The organism is Nostoc flagelliforme FACHB-838, from assembly GCF_014698065.1.
Taxonomy (GTDB): Bacteria; Cyanobacteriota; Cyanobacteriia; order Cyanobacteriales; family Nostocaceae; genus Nostoc; species Nostoc flagelliforme_B.
Window position 1 is genome coordinate 1 of the sequence record NZ_JACJSI010000170.1, and the last position, 13184, is coordinate 13184.

General features: G+C 42.6%; 18 protein-coding genes. 12 read left to right on the top strand and 6 right to left on the bottom strand.

Features of this window, described 5'->3' with window-relative positions:
• Positions 1 to 145 precede the first annotated feature (145 nt).
• Both H6G97_RS53420 and H6G97_RS35195 read right to left on the bottom strand, forming a co-directional pair.
• Positions 146 to 493 carry a hypothetical protein gene (locus H6G97_RS53420; RefSeq protein WP_242055695.1) on the bottom strand — a complete coding sequence of 116 codons (348 nt, stop codon included), beginning with the start codon at positions 491 to 493 and terminating at the stop codon, positions 146 to 148.
• A gap of 7 nt (positions 494 to 500) precedes the next feature.
• Entirely contained in the window at positions 501 to 1646 is a 1146-nt protein-coding gene (locus H6G97_RS35195) for a hypothetical protein (protein ID WP_338421906.1), read from the bottom strand.
• A gap of 296 nt (positions 1647 to 1942) precedes the next feature.
• Between H6G97_RS35195 and H6G97_RS35200 the strand changes: the two genes are divergently transcribed.
• The 10 genes from H6G97_RS35200 to H6G97_RS53430 all read left to right on the top strand — a co-directional run bounded on the left by H6G97_RS35200 (position 1943) and on the right by H6G97_RS53430 (position 9189).
• Positions 1943 to 2254, top strand: a complete 312-nt coding sequence (locus H6G97_RS35200; protein WP_190945086.1) for a hypothetical protein — start codon at positions 1943 to 1945, stop codon at positions 2252 to 2254.
• Positions 2255 to 2659: 405 nt separating this feature from the next.
• Positions 2660 to 3961, top strand: coding sequence for an APC family permease (locus tag H6G97_RS35205; protein ID WP_190945088.1), 1302 nt, complete (start codon positions 2660 to 2662; stop codon positions 3959 to 3961).
• On the top strand, positions 3961 to 4560 hold the full coding sequence (locus H6G97_RS35210) for a nucleotidyltransferase domain-containing protein (RefSeq protein WP_242055697.1): 600 nt from the start codon (positions 3961 to 3963) through the stop codon (positions 4558 to 4560). The genes H6G97_RS35205 and H6G97_RS35210 overlap by 1 nt, the downstream gene beginning before the upstream one ends.
• Positions 4532 to 4735 (top strand): hypothetical protein, encoded by a 204-nt coding sequence (locus H6G97_RS53425; protein WP_242055699.1) that lies wholly within the window; start codon positions 4532 to 4534, stop codon positions 4733 to 4735. The genes H6G97_RS35210 and H6G97_RS53425 overlap by 29 nt, the downstream gene beginning before the upstream one ends.
• Positions 4728 to 5306: a formylglycine-generating enzyme family protein gene (locus H6G97_RS35215; protein WP_338421907.1), complete on the top strand. Its 579-nt coding sequence runs from the start codon at positions 4728 to 4730 to the stop codon at positions 5304 to 5306. Before H6G97_RS53425 ends, H6G97_RS35215 begins: the two co-directional genes overlap by 8 nt.
• On the top strand, positions 5303 to 5641 hold the full coding sequence (locus H6G97_RS35220; RefSeq protein ID WP_190945090.1) for a hypothetical protein: 339 nt from the start codon (positions 5303 to 5305) through the stop codon (positions 5639 to 5641). Before H6G97_RS35215 ends, H6G97_RS35220 begins: the two co-directional genes overlap by 4 nt.
• Positions 5632 to 6795, top strand: coding sequence for a calcium-binding protein (locus tag H6G97_RS35225; RefSeq protein ID WP_190945092.1), 1164 nt, complete (start codon positions 5632 to 5634; stop codon positions 6793 to 6795). Before H6G97_RS35220 ends, H6G97_RS35225 begins: the two co-directional genes overlap by 10 nt.
• Positions 6796 to 7004: 209 nt before the next feature.
• The gene (locus tag H6G97_RS35230; protein WP_190945094.1) at positions 7005 to 8492 is read left to right on the top strand and encodes an FAD-binding protein; all 1488 of its coding nucleotides are present in this window, start codon (positions 7005 to 7007) and stop codon (positions 8490 to 8492) included.
• A gap of 139 nt (positions 8493 to 8631) precedes the next feature.
• Complete coding sequence (locus H6G97_RS54975) at positions 8632 to 8766, top strand: hypothetical protein (protein WP_277883382.1); 135 nt, start codon at positions 8632 to 8634, stop codon at positions 8764 to 8766.
• Between the two features lie 51 nt (positions 8767 to 8817).
• Positions 8818 to 9189 (top strand): hypothetical protein, encoded by a 372-nt coding sequence (locus H6G97_RS53430; protein ID WP_242055701.1) that lies wholly within the window; start codon positions 8818 to 8820, stop codon positions 9187 to 9189.
• A 168-nt stretch (positions 9190 to 9357) separates the two neighbouring features.
• Here H6G97_RS53430 and H6G97_RS35240 read toward each other — a convergent pair whose 3' ends face one another.
• Both H6G97_RS35240 and H6G97_RS35245 read right to left on the bottom strand, forming a co-directional pair.
• Positions 9358 to 10593, bottom strand: coding sequence for an IS4 family transposase (locus tag H6G97_RS35240; RefSeq protein WP_338421908.1), 1236 nt, complete (start codon positions 10591 to 10593; stop codon positions 9358 to 9360).
• 201 nt (positions 10594 to 10794) lie between these two features.
• Positions 10795 to 11070, bottom strand: a complete 276-nt coding sequence (locus H6G97_RS35245) for an HU family DNA-binding protein (protein ID WP_190945096.1) — start codon at positions 11068 to 11070, stop codon at positions 10795 to 10797.
• A gap of 315 nt (positions 11071 to 11385) precedes the next feature.
• On the opposite strand from H6G97_RS35245, the gene H6G97_RS35250 reads away from it, so the two are divergent.
• Together H6G97_RS35250 and H6G97_RS35255 are read left to right on the top strand one after the other, a co-directional pair.
• Positions 11386 to 11772, top strand: a complete 387-nt coding sequence (locus tag H6G97_RS35250) for a hypothetical protein (RefSeq protein WP_190945098.1) — start codon at positions 11386 to 11388, stop codon at positions 11770 to 11772.
• A 6-nt stretch (positions 11773 to 11778) separates the two neighbouring features.
• Complete coding sequence (locus tag H6G97_RS35255) at positions 11779 to 12582, top strand: SDR family NAD(P)-dependent oxidoreductase (RefSeq protein ID WP_190945100.1); 804 nt, start codon at positions 11779 to 11781, stop codon at positions 12580 to 12582.
• 70 nt (positions 12583 to 12652) lie between these two features.
• Here H6G97_RS35255 and H6G97_RS35260 read toward each other — a convergent pair whose 3' ends face one another.
• Positions 12653 to 12802 carry a beta-Ig-H3/fasciclin gene (locus tag H6G97_RS35260; protein WP_242055703.1) on the bottom strand — a complete coding sequence of 50 codons (150 nt, stop codon included), beginning with the start codon at positions 12800 to 12802 and terminating at the stop codon, positions 12653 to 12655.
• Positions 12803 to 12839: 37 nt separating this feature from the next.
• Complete coding sequence (locus H6G97_RS55560) at positions 12840 to 13061, bottom strand: HU family DNA-binding protein (RefSeq protein WP_190945102.1); 222 nt, start codon at positions 13059 to 13061, stop codon at positions 12840 to 12842.
• Between the last annotated feature and the right edge of the window lie 123 nt (positions 13062 to 13184).

A 13184-nucleotide genomic window follows, 5' to 3' on the forward strand; every position in this document is an offset into this window, starting at 1 on the left:
TGTCAATAAAAGACTGCTAAGAGCATCATCTAAACGGGCGAATACAGGTATACTCAAGTAGCCCAAGACTAACCCCACCAGGCAGCCTCCTACAGAGATAAATAGCAGTTGTTAGACTGTTGTATAGATTCACTAACTACTCCTCTCAATTCACCAACACCCCATCCACAATCGCAATCCCCCATTGCGGAAACTTCACCAGCAATTTCTTGATCACAATTTGCAAAGCCGGATCATCATTCCAGCACTCTTGCAAGAAATCAAAACCCGGATTGTCGCCCGAATTTGCTGCTCGATTTAGTTTTTCTCTTCTTACAGGTCGCATATTTGACAAAAGCAACAATCGCCTCATGTGACCATTTTTCAGGATTTGGCACGGGTGCGGCGGTTGATTGCTTTTAACGCTGTAGTCATATTTCCCTCCTAAATTTTTCCATAACAATGTGAGCGACATTGCACCCATGCCGCGTTTAAGTCTTTTTGCTAGAGGCAAGTTTTATCTACTGGTTCTCATCTTTCCAAAAGCGCAATTCCTCTCGGAAATACCTATCAGTCTTTTTCGATTGCTCCTTCCAACAATTCCAGGCAATCACCAACTCTTCGCCCAAATCCTCTACAACTTCACCCCTCTCGACATACAAAGTGCGGTATGGGTCAGCATGAGCAACGATACAACCAACGCCAATTGTGTCTGGTTGAGAGGATGCTTTCTGGAGAGCAGTAATTAAATCAGTCTCTTCACTGTTCAATTCCGCCCAGTAGTCTGATTTAATAACCTCGTACTCTTGCGCCACTGCCCAATAGTCCTGCCACGTACACCCAGGTTTTGAAAGCATTGCCCTAATCTCACTAACAGCTTGGGGTATCATCTGTAATTGTTCGGCTCGGTAAGCGATCGCAATAGGTGTCGGTTCACTCCCCAGGATTATCGCCGCAGCTTCGAGCGCTTGGGTATTGTTCATGGCACTGGCGAGATTCTTCAACGCCATGCCGATGAGTCGTAAGCATTCTTGGGCATTCTCTTTGGGTGGTTCCTGAGCTAGCGATCGCAAATCAATAGTTTTCTCCAAAGCAAGTTTAACTTGTTTGTTCAAAGCTTTGGTCGCTTGCTGGGTCATGGTATTTCCCCACTGTTGCGTTCGCGCAGCGTCTCGTAGAGAAGGACGTTGCTCTACAGCGTTTTCCAATTCCTGAATGCGCTGCTTAAGCTGTTGGTTTTCAATCTCCAACTGCCGTAGTGATTCCATTTCGTCTAAGCGCTGCTGCAACTGGATGTTTTGCTCTTTCTGTTGCTTGTACAGATTTTGCAAGGATTGGATTTGCTCAATTACCTGGGCTTTAGCTCTAGCAGTGGCTTCTGACTGTAGCCCAATTCTCAATTCTTGTTGTAAACGCTCTAACTCTTGCTTGTGTTGCTCTTTGAGTGCAGCGATCGCTTCAGAGTATTGTGGTGGATAACTTGGCTGTGTGGGGAATGGGACACTGTGGGCATCTAAATCAGCATTGTTGATCCACAACCTCTCGCCATCAGCAAAGGTAACAATCTGTTGCCAGTGATTTGGTGCATCTGCCTCAATGGTTCCCTCTTCTCCATATCTTGGATGTGACTGTTGTGAAACTGTGACAATAGCTTTTTGAGGAACCACAATATTTGCCGCAGCCGCAAAGTCTGATTCACCAGGGGAAGGATTATCTTTGAGAGCGATCGCTATAGCTTGTTTTAGTTTCTCTGGTTCCTTGACTAAGCGGAGTAACGGACGGGCTTAACGCTCATTTTTGATGTGTTCCCCCAACTCGCCAACTGTGTCTATGACCTTTTGTATCCCTCACCAATCAAGCTGCAATATACGTAGAAGGGGCTGGTGGTCGTGATATTGCAGTAAATGCCAAAAATATAGAGATTTTAGAAAGAAGTGTTCTAAGTGCTGGTATTGGGCGAGGTTTGGGTACACCTGAAACTGTTGCAGGAGATATTACACTGAATGCTACCGGGGAAATCAAAGTTGCATCTGAGAGCGTAGTTGCTAATAATTTGCGTTTGGGGTCACTTGGCAATGGGGGTAACATTACTATCGATTCTGGTTCTTTCTCATTACGCGATCGCGCTCAACTTACTGCCTCAACTTCAGGACTTGGTAATGCGGAGAATATGACAGTACGTGCAAGAAATGCTGTTTCCCTTGCAGATGCTTACATCTTCAGTACAGTGGAATCTGGCGCAGATGGGCAAAGAGTGGTGGCTAGATTTGCGTAATCAACTTGTTGTTAATGTTTTGTATGATGGAGGTACAGAATTCGTCAAATTCACCAACGGCGAAGAATTTTGCTAGAGACGGCATGGCGTTGGGAGCGGGAACGAGTGCTGGAATATGCCACTAATTAATAGCTGAAGCTACTCATCCCTGTATCGGATACCGTCGCATCATCTCGGCTAACGCTACCGCCTCACCCAAGGCGTGTATACACCACCTCACCCGACATCGCAATCACAATCCTTTGCTGTCGCGCCAGACTTGAACTGTCGTGCTTCTGGCTTCCTCCCTTGTTTGCAAGCCGCGATGGATGAGGCAATACTATTATTAACAAAAAAAATAGCTCTTATCACCAGGACAAAGATGTTTGAAAGTTAGCATTTAAGTAAAAAACTCTCAGGGGTTGTATGAAAACAAATGAACTAGAAGCAGATTCACTCAAGCGAGTGTTTGGATTACCAACTCTAGTGATTTACGGAGTGGGTGACATTTTGGGTGCGGGAATTTATGCGGTAATCGGAAAAATTGCTGGGCTTTCCGGCACTTTGGTTTGGGCTTCGTTTTTGACTGCTATGATTGTGGCGGCATTCACGGCTTTAAGTTACGCCGAATTGGGCAGCCGATTTCCACAAAGCGGTGGAGTAGCCTACTTCGTCCATAAGGCATTTCGCACCGATTGGCTCTCAATATTGGTCGGTTGGTTAATGTTTTGTACATGCTTAGTTTCGATGGCGACGCTCTCGAAAGCATTTGCTGGCTATTTCAACGCTTTTGTACCAGCAATTCCAGCTTGGCTAATTATTCTGGTGCTTTTTTCAGTACTGGCTTTTGTCAATTTCAGAGGCATGAAGGAGTCCTCGGCTCTAAATATTTTTTGCACATCTATTGAGGTTTCCGGCCTTTTGATTGTGATTTTGGTTTCAACCTTCTTTTTGAGCAGTGGTGGTGCGGCTAATCCTGCTGCTGTCGCTAATGAGCCAGCCATAGGTTGGAACGCAGTTGTTCAAGGAGCGGCACTGGCTTTCTATGCCTTTATTGGATTTGAAGATATTGTCAATGTTGCGGAGGAAGTTAAAAATCCCGAACGGAACGTGCCAAGGGCAATTTTACTGTCCTTGGCGATCGCAGGCGCAGTTTATATACTCGTCTCCTGGCTTGCTGTTGAGGTACTCAATCCCTCCGAGCTTGCTGCTTCAGGTGCTCCATTACTCGATGTAGTTCGTCGAGCGCAGCCCAATTTTCCCCAGGTCATTTTTACAATTATTGCTTTATTTGCTGTACTCAATACGGCACTGTTAAATTTTGTCACGGCATCACGGCTGTTGTATGGGATGTCGCGTGAAGGACTGCTAAGTGCTTGGTTAGGGAAATTACATCAACGCAGAGCTACGCCTTATCGAACGCTGCTGGTCATTTTACCAATTGCCATCTTTTTGGCGCTTTCTGGAACACTGCAAGTTTTAGCAGGAACCACTGCCACCTTGATTCTGGCAATGTTTTGTCTTGTCAATCTTTCATTGCTACTAATCAAACGCCGAGAAGTTGAAACTAACGGGTTTCAGGTTCCCTATATAGTTCCGGCGATTGCCTTACTGCTCAATCTCATTTTGTTTGCTTTTGCTTCTGGAACAAGTCACATTTTAGCACTTGTGTTTGTAGGAATTGGAATGCTTCTAATTCTGATTCAAAAGGCTTTTAGAACAGGGTGATGTTGGGTGGGGTCTGCTTTCCTTTCGATAGTCGGGCACGGGGCAACCACACCAATAAGTCAGATGTGGATTTGGGAATTTATTATAATTCAGAAAACCCGCCCGATTTAATTGCTCTAAATCGCCTCGCCTCTGAGCTTGATGATAAAGGCCGCGTCAATTTAATTACTGCGATTGGTGAATGGGGAAAGTGGATTAACGGCGGCGGTTGGCTACAAGTTCAAGGTGTAGGTATAGATTTTCTCTATCGTGATTTGGCGAAGGTTAATCGTGTGATTGATGATTGCCATGCTGGACAAATTACTATTGATTACCAACCAGGATATCCTCATGGTTTTGTATCCTCAATTTATATGGGGGAAATTGCTATTTGTCAGGTACTTCATGACCCGGATGGTGTTTTAGAAGCTTTGAAGCTGAAAACAAAGCCTTATCCAGTTGGGCTGAAGCAGGCAACTATTGATACTTTCGCCTGGGAAATCAGTTTCTCGCTGGTGGTTGCTTCTAAGGCGATTGCACGCGATGATGTTGTATTACGCAGCAGGTTGTTGTTTCCGCAGTGTGGCGTGTATGAACCAGGTTTTATTCGCCCTCAATGAAGATTATCTGTTGAATGAAAAGGGAGCGGTGGCAATTGCGGCTAAGTTTGCTATTTGCCCTACTGACTATCAGCAACGGGTTGAGCAAGCGTTTGCACTTTTAGCTGCTTCTTCAAAATCGATAACTGAGGCGATTGACAGCATTACCCCAGATAAACAAAAAACTATTGCCTGACCCATCGTATTTTAAAGGGGATAAGCGACCTGTAGAGCATATATCTTGGCACGATGCAGTTGAGTTTTGCGATCGCTTATCCTGCCATACTAAACGTCAGTACCGCCTACCTAGCGAAGCCGAATGGGAGTATGCTTGTCGGGCAAGAACAAATACACTATTCCACTTTGGCGACACAATTACGACTGATGTCGCCAATTACAACGGTACAGACGATGAAGAATATCAATTGTCAGGTTCTTATGCTCAAGGACTCAAAGTTATTTATCGAAAAGAAACTACAGTTGTAGGAAGTTTTGGGATAGCAAATGCCTTTGGGTTATACGATGATATGCACGGTAATGTATTTGAATGGTGTGAAGACTTTTGGCATAAAAATTATCAAGGAGCGCCAGCAGATGGTAGCGCGTGGATAGAGCCTAATGATAATCAGAATTGTGACAGGGTGATGCGCGGGGATACGTGGGTCGCCAGTAAAGACATCTGCCGTTGTGCTTCTCGCCAAGACAATTGGAGCCGCCACCTCGGTTTCCATATTGGTTTTCGGGTAGTGTATGCAGGTGCGGTATGATAGGCGAATCGCTACTCCTCCCATTTCACCAGCCCACCATCCGCCGCCACCAACCCCCACTGCGGAAACTTCATCAGCAATTTCTTGATCACAATCTGCAAAGCAGGATCATCACTCCAACACTCCTACAAAAAGTCAAAACCCGGATTCTGCCACGAATTCGCCGCAACCTTGAGTTTCTGCATACGTTGTGGTCGCTCCAGGAACAGAATGTCTGCGGGGAAATTTTAATTAATAGCTATATTCTGCAACATTTTTTCAAGAAAAATACAGATGATAACAAGTTACTATACAGCAGTTACTCAAAAACAGGCAAACTAAGATTATGGCAATAATTACAGGTACTGATGGGGACGATATTCTAATCGGAACTGCTGGGGATGACAGAATTATTGCAAGTGCAGGTGATGATACTATTACTGGTGGAGATGGTAATGATATTGTTGATTACAGTGACTTAGAGCAACCTGTAATAATTCAACCAGCAGGTTTCCAAAAAGGTGTAATTGGAACTGACACATTTAATGATGTAGTTGAAACCCTGATTGGTGCTACTGGACAGGCTAATAGTATTGATGCGACAACTGATGCTACAAATGTATCAATAATAGCTGATTTATTTAAAGAAAAGCTAGAAATCAGAGTTGGGGGTTCAACGCGAATTGCAGTTAATGGGAAAAATTTTGTTAATGTAACTGGTACAAATCAAAAGGACACTATTACAGGTGATGCTGTTGACAATCAATTATCTGGTAGAGGGGGCAATGACATTATTAGAGGTAGTGCAGGCAACGATACCTTAAATGGTGGAGATGGGACTGATACGGCTGATTACAGCAAAATAGGTGTAAGCTCTACCATCTTCATTGATGGAACTCTTAAAAAAGGTGGCGGGCTAGGTACAGATTTACTTTTTAATTTTGAAAACATTATTGTTGATGCTAGCGTTGGAAATAACACTATAGATGCTTCAATTGCTTCTTCATCGCCCTTTATAATTGGAGATGCATCAATCAACGCTAACCTTGAAACTCAAAGTTTCGTAATTAATAATCTTCCTAGCGGAAATACAGCTCGGTTCACATTTATAAACTTTGATAATATCAAAGGTACAAATCAAAGTGATACGATTGTTGGAGATAGGCAAAATAATCTATTATTTGGCAATGGCGGTAATGATACACTTTCTGGCAGAAGTGGCAATGATACACTCGCTGGTGGGCTAGGTACAGATACTCTCACTGGTGGATTAGGTGCAGATAAATTTGTTTTTACCAGTGTATTAGAGAGTGTTGACATTATCAAAGACTTTAAGGCTGTTGAAGGTGACAAAATCCAGGTTTCTCAAGCAGGGTTTGGTGCTATTTCCACTAGCGACTTCAGTTATGATCCCCTAAATGGTTCTTTGTTTTTTGAAGATTCTAGATTCGCCATTCTAGAAAATAAGCCTACTGGTTTTCAAACTAATTTAGATATTCAACTGGTTTAAGCTTAGGGATTGTATAAGCTCAACCAAATAGTGGGACTTAAACAAAAAGTAACCAGAAAAAAACCTTAAATGTATATACACAAAGGCTTGGCATCGATTTGCTTAGTTTCTTGATATATCTGGGTTTCAAGTATTTTTGAGCCTTTGGTATATTTCCCCTGCCCTGTAGGGGTTTAAGGTTAGTTTTTGCATCAAATTGATAGAAAATTATGAACCTAAATACTCCGCGCCGCTCTATTTTACAGGGTTTAGTTGCCAGTGCTATCGTGATTGGGTTTGATGTTGTCGGGCGCTCTTGGGTAACATCTGCTAATGCCGCATCCATCTTTGAAAATATACCCCAATTGGATGGCACGCTTTACACGGATAGTGAGACTCTTGTTAACGCCAGTGTAGACTTCGGTAACATAGTACATCGGCAACCGATAGCAGTACTTCATCCAGGGTCAATAGAAGATATTGTTCAAATTATTCAATTTGCCCGTACCCATCAAATTAAAGTGGCAGCACGCGGTCAGGGTCACTCTACTTATGGTCAATCACAAGTAGAAGCTGGCATTGTTATTAATATGAGTACGCTCAACAAGATTCACTTTGTGGGAACAGACCGCGCCATTGTCGATGCTGGAGTTTTGTGGAGTCAGTTATTGCAACAGACGCTCCAGCAGGGATTAACTCCACCTGTTCTCACAGATTACATAGAACTTTCTGTTGGTGGAACTTTATCGGTGGGAGGTATTGGTGGTGCAACCCATCGTTATGGGGTACAAGTTGATAATGTTTTAGAACTTAAGGTAGTAACTGGTAGTGGGCAACTGGAAACTTGCTCACAACTGCAAAACAGGCATCTATTTAAATCTGTACTCGCAGGGCTGGGTCAATGCGGAATTATTGTTCAAGCAACTGTGAAACTGATTAAGACTGCGACCAATGCACGTGTGTTTGAACTATATTATGACGATTTAGCCGTATTTACGCGTGACCAACGCTTATTAATCAATGATGAGCGTTTTAACTATGTAGAAGGACAATTGATTGCTAAAGATACTGGAGGATGGCGTTATCTGTTAGAAGCTGCTAGCTTTTATAGTCCGCCAAACATCCCGAATAATAACTTTTTACTTGCTGGCTTAAACTATACTCAAGGTACAGAAAAGATAGAAGATAAAACTTATTTTGAGTTTCTTAATCGTTTAGCATCTACAGTTGCTTTCCTCAAATCTATTGGGGTTTGGTCTTTCCCACATCCCTGGCTGGATTTATTTGTGCCTAACTCTGCTGTGGAATCTTTTGTTAAGAAAGTCGCTGCTAGCTTAACAGTAGCTGACACTGGTCAAGGAGCAGTCTTGCTGTATCCAGTTAAGACTCAACGCTTTCAACTACCTTTATTCCGCGTCCCAAAAGAAAAAGTTACGTTTCTGTTTTCTATTTTGCGAACAGCAGTTCCACCAGATAGTTCTACAGTTACAAAAATGCTCAACGATAATCGTCGACTGTTTGAGCAAAATCGTGATTTAGGTGGTTATCTATATCCAATTAGTTCTGTTCCTTTTTCTCGAAATGATTGGCAGCAGCACTTCGGTTTGTTTTGGCGAAAGTTAGTAAGTGCAAAGCGGCGTTATGATCCTGATAATTTGCTAACTCCAAGTCCAGGGATTATTGAAGCATCAGCACCCAAGCAAGAAACGATTACTTGAGATAGCAGTTGAAGAAATGCGTGCTTTTGAGAAATGCTGAATTTTTTGTTTGCCTCCTGTACTACAAAAGAAACAGTGAATTGCTGAGGCACATCAAAATGGTGCTAATATTCACAACAATGACGCTCAAACCAAACTCATGCCCGACTCAAAAGATCCAAAGCAAGTCAACAACGACTTACGCAATTCCCAGTTTGGCGGTAGGTTGATTAACGCTGACACAGTAAATTCTGGGCGAGTTGGCGGCGACATCTACAATATTCACTTTGGGTAGCAGACAGCCGCATCAGGAAATCAGAACAAGCAGCAGCAAAAAATCTTTATTTTGGCAGCTATCCCTCACGGTTTGCGTTTGGATCGAGAGATCAGGGAAATTGAAGATGCCATAAGACGAGCCACAAGACGGGATTTATTTGAAGTTCGCATTAGAACTGCGGTACCTCCTCAAGATATTCGTAGGGCGATCGCAGAAGAACGTCCTTCTATTGTTCATTTCTGCGGGCATGGTTTGGAAGATGGCAGTTTGTTCCTAGTAGTCTGCCAAGGCAATTTTGCTAGGTTACACTTGGATATAAACGCTGCATTTTTAAATCTACAATATATTTTTTTGCCATGCTCAACCCCTTTTTTGACTAGTTTATCAGTCAGAGGGTCTTACCTAGCAAAATTACCTTGCTGGACTACTAGCTTCGATTAAATCGTATTTGTAATTTTTAGCTTGCTCAAAGGCTAAAACTGTCGACTGGTTGCCCAGTACCTCTGTGTTTTGGTTTTTTGGAACGAAACTTTGATACAGGTTTTTTTACAACCCTGGGATCAGTACGGTGAACGCGCTCGGGTAACAACGTATCTAGGATTTCTACAATTAACCAATCGAAAAAAAGGGTAGTTCTTCTTGCTGTAAGTGTTGAAATTTAGGAATAGCACGACGAATTACCCGTAAAGTTCCTGTAAAACTCAAACGTAATGGCGCAACCCCAGCAGCCATTGCAGCTTGAAACATTAACACTCTGACTGACCAATGTCCTAACAGCCAACCATAAATTTCTTGCACTACTTCGCGTGGTTTTTGAGAACGAACATGGGTTTTTTGCCCCAAAAGATGGATTTTCAATTCATCAATCGTATTTTCAACTTCCCAACGTTGATGGTATTCTCTAGCTAGCAATTCCGCCGGAAATTGCTGAATGTCTAACAGGCTAGTAATCAAGCGATATATCACTTTTTCTTCTAGGTTATCAGGATGTTCAATTGTGTATTCGATCACTCGTACTGTTATTGGCTGACAACCCTTTTTTCGTAGCTTTCCAGATGGGTAAATCGATGACAGATAAGAACCATCTGGCAACGATTTTTCTGTAATGAATTTAACATTGGCAGGAATTCTCCCTAAATAGTCACACCCCTGAGACACTGTTGCGTGTACCATTGCATACGAATGCAATCCCCTATCCACATCAACAACATCCCTGATGTAACAGAGCGTAATAATTTTAATGCCCGCACTCGTTCTCCGATGCGGTATCGACACTCTTATTGCATCAAATATTATGTGCGTTCCTGCTTCTACCAATATGACTAATCTGACTTTAGGAAAAGCTGCTTGTGTGCCTGGACGGCTACCGGGGCGACCAAAAACTCTCGCATTTTCATCGCTATCTGGAAGGTCAAAATAAGTACCATCAATCACCACAATTCGCAGTCCATTTAGAAATGCTCCTATCGTCTCACCAGTCGCCATTGATCGTACTAACTGGTGAAATAATTGGCTCATTACCCCTGCCCCTAATCGTTGCCGAGCTTGGGTAATTGCTGATTTACAAGGTACTCGCCAATATTTCCCAACTTTTACCCATCCCACAGAAAGACCATCGACTAAGTTTTTGAGTACATCTCGCATCGAATCTCTTGACCACAAGCTCATTGCTATCACCAGTCCAACTACCAAATGTGCTGGCAAAGAACAATTTCTTTGTTCATTGGACTTGTTGGTCGCGATCGCTTCTTCAATAGCAGTTGCAGGTATAGCTGTTTCTATCGCTTTTAGCAGTTCACTGCTTTGTATTATTGGAGACAACAGCGCGAAGTCTTTGAGATGCACTACAGTTTATTTCTAGCTTTGATTACAATCCTTAATTTACACAATTTTGAGCCTTAACTGAACCGTATTGACCGATAAACTTCAATATTTCCGTATCGTCAGCCAGGGTGAGATCATGCATTTTGTAAGCAGCAGCACTCAGGATTACGTAGCTTTACAATAATTAAATTGATACTAATAAAGTAGATACATCAGTGTTGTTTAAGGTGCTACTTTTTCTCGAAACAGCTTTCTAGGAGAAAACGCAGGAACTCTAGTAGCTGGAATGGTCATTGTCTCTTGGGTTTTGGGATTACGCCCCTCACGCTCGAAACGTTCGCGTCGCTCGAATGACCCAAACCCAACAAGCGTTATCTTCTCTCCATTAGCTACAGCCTCGGTAACAACTTCTAAAAAAGCACTAATCACCTCATCAGCTTGCTTTTTTGTGATGTTGGTCTTCGCTGCTACAGCATCCACTAGTTCGCATGAGTTCATAAATCACCCTGAAGTATTGCAAGTAATCGAAATCTAGCATTATTACCTCTTATTCATAAAGGGGAAAAGGAATAATTGCTAGCAACATACGAAAATTAACAATGCACGACTACTACTGTGTTGATTTGGCACGACAGATAATAACCATTTCGTTTCCCTAAATGTTTGACTGTTGTAACTGTTGCACTTTCGGTTAGGTAAATCTATCTTCATATTCAGCCACAAGAGATAGGATATTTATCCAGTACATGAGTACTATAAAAAGGACTAAAAATAAACCTGAGCCAATACTCAAAGACAAGGAACTGAACATATATGGCAATTGAAGAACTGCAAAAAAATGATATGATGACCCATCTGCTTGAGTCTCTTAATGCAGGCAAAGATATTGGTCATTACGGAAGGTTAGTGTTTGCAATGGTGGCACGCCATTTCCTCAGTGAGCCTGAGCTAATTGAGTATCTTCAGAAAGATAAAGACTTCACTGAGAAAGAAGCACGTTCATTGTATCTACAAGTACAAGGTAAAGATTATAACCCGCCTCGACGGGAGCGTATTCTTCAATGGCAGTCACAGCAGGAATTTCCCATCTGTCCGAATCCTGATGAGCCAGATGCTTGTAACGTCTACAAAGACTTACAGTTTCCAGAGGAGGTATATGAGCATATCTCCGAATATCATGAACATAAAGCAGATAGCTAAAAACTGATGACTAACCAAAAAGTCGTGCTAGTTACAGGTGCATCATCTGGGTTTGGGCAGTTAATTGCTCAAAAACTTGCTGCTGTAGGTTATTATGTTTTTGGTACGAGCCGCAAAGAGCATCCAGTTTCACAGGGCGTAGAAATGTTGACGCTGGATGTTACGTCTGATTCTTCAGTACAATTGTGTATCAGTGGGTTGCTCGCGCGGACTAACCGCATAGATATACTTGTGAATAACGCTGGACAAATTCATGCCAGCATGATTGAGGAAACTTCTTTAGAACAAGCCAAGGAGATTTTTGAGACAAACCTTTGGGGTGTTGTACGTGTTACTAATGCTGTCTTGCCCTTTATGAGACAGCAACGTAGCGGGCATATTATCAATATGAGTTCAGTGGCAGGGCTGATCGGCGCACCAGGTCAAGGTTTTTACTCTGCAAGCAAATTTGCACTTGAAGGTTATAGCGAAGCATTAAGCATAGAACTAGACCCATTCAATATTAAAGTGTCTTTAGTTGAGCCTGGCTACTTTAAGACCAACTTCAATCAAGCCATGTTACAGCCTACCGTAACTCATAATGATTATGACACTGTACGCGATGTAATTCGCTCATCTGTCCAGGGCGCAATTGCACAAGGTGACAATCCTGACAAGGTTGCACAAGCTATTGCTCGTATTGCTTCAAGCTCCTCACCACGATTACGCTATCGTGTTGGCAATGAGGCACAATGGTTGCCTCGCTTGAGAGCGATACTACCTGATAAGCTGTTTCGCTTTGGTGCGCGTAAACGCTTGAACCTGCCTTAAACCACAGCATGATTTAACTGTGTAACTAATTGGGAACTCCAGTTGTTCTCCATATTAGTAATATATGGCACTAAGGACTAGCTGGAGTTACCGATGGCACTGCGGGTGATGGTGCTGCTGGTGGTGCGGTTGTTGGAGACTCTGTACCAGGCTGACAGGCCCCTATAAGTACACTTAGCCCAAAAGCTGAAACTAGAAAAATAAATTTTTTGTTCATCATTCCTCTTTGAATAACTTACTTGAGATGAGCAAATCACTCAAATCATAACAGTTATATGTATTTTGGTTTTGGGATTACGCCCCTCGCGGGAAGAGCGATCGCGTCGCTCGAATGACCCAAAACCAATGCCCTGAAGTCTTATTTTGAAAAGGAAATTTACTTTACCATCACTACCTTTTGGTAATCGTTCATGGGGGTAATTTATTGCTGAAATCGAGCAAAATATAATGATTGAAGAAGCTACAGCGACTAAACACACAAGCTCATCGATGAAAATTAAGACTAAATCATCTCGGAAGACACATAATGTATAGGAAGCATTTATTACTTAATCAGTAGTAGGAACTTTGGGGAGTAAGGATGGAGTTGGTTGACTAGAGCG

Bases quoted from the DNA above. Each gene is read 5' to 3' on its own strand.
- H6G97_RS35220 (WP_190945090.1), top strand. From the start codon at position 5,303: ATGATAGGCGAATCGCTACTCCTCCCATTTCACCAGCCCACCATCCGC.
- H6G97_RS35230 (WP_190945094.1), top strand. From the start codon at position 7,005: ATGAACCTAAATACTCCGCGCCGCTCTATTTTACAGGGTTTAGTTGCC.
- H6G97_RS35210 (WP_242055697.1), top strand. From the start codon at position 3,961: ATGTTGGGTGGGGTCTGCTTTCCTTTCGATAGTCGGGCACGGGGCAAC.
- H6G97_RS35205 (WP_190945088.1), top strand. From the start codon at position 2,660: ATGAAAACAAATGAACTAGAAGCAGATTCACTCAAGCGAGTGTTTGGA.
- H6G97_RS35255 (WP_190945100.1), top strand. From the start codon at position 11,779: ATGACTAACCAAAAAGTCGTGCTAGTTACAGGTGCATCATCTGGGTTT.
- H6G97_RS35225 (WP_190945092.1), top strand. From the start codon at position 5,632: ATGGCAATAATTACAGGTACTGATGGGGACGATATTCTAATCGGAACT.
- H6G97_RS35245 (WP_190945096.1), bottom strand. From the start codon at position 11,070: ATGAACTCATGCGAACTAGTGGATGCTGTAGCAGCGAAGACCAACATC.
- H6G97_RS35260 (WP_242055703.1), bottom strand. From the start codon at position 12,802: ATGATGAACAAAAAATTTATTTTTCTAGTTTCAGCTTTTGGGCTAAGT.
- H6G97_RS35250 (WP_190945098.1), top strand. From the start codon at position 11,386: ATGGCAATTGAAGAACTGCAAAAAAATGATATGATGACCCATCTGCTT.
- H6G97_RS54975 (WP_277883382.1), top strand. From the start codon at position 8,632: ATGCCCGACTCAAAAGATCCAAAGCAAGTCAACAACGACTTACGCAAT.
- H6G97_RS53425 (WP_242055699.1), top strand. From the start codon at position 4,532: ATGAACCAGGTTTTATTCGCCCTCAATGAAGATTATCTGTTGAATGAA.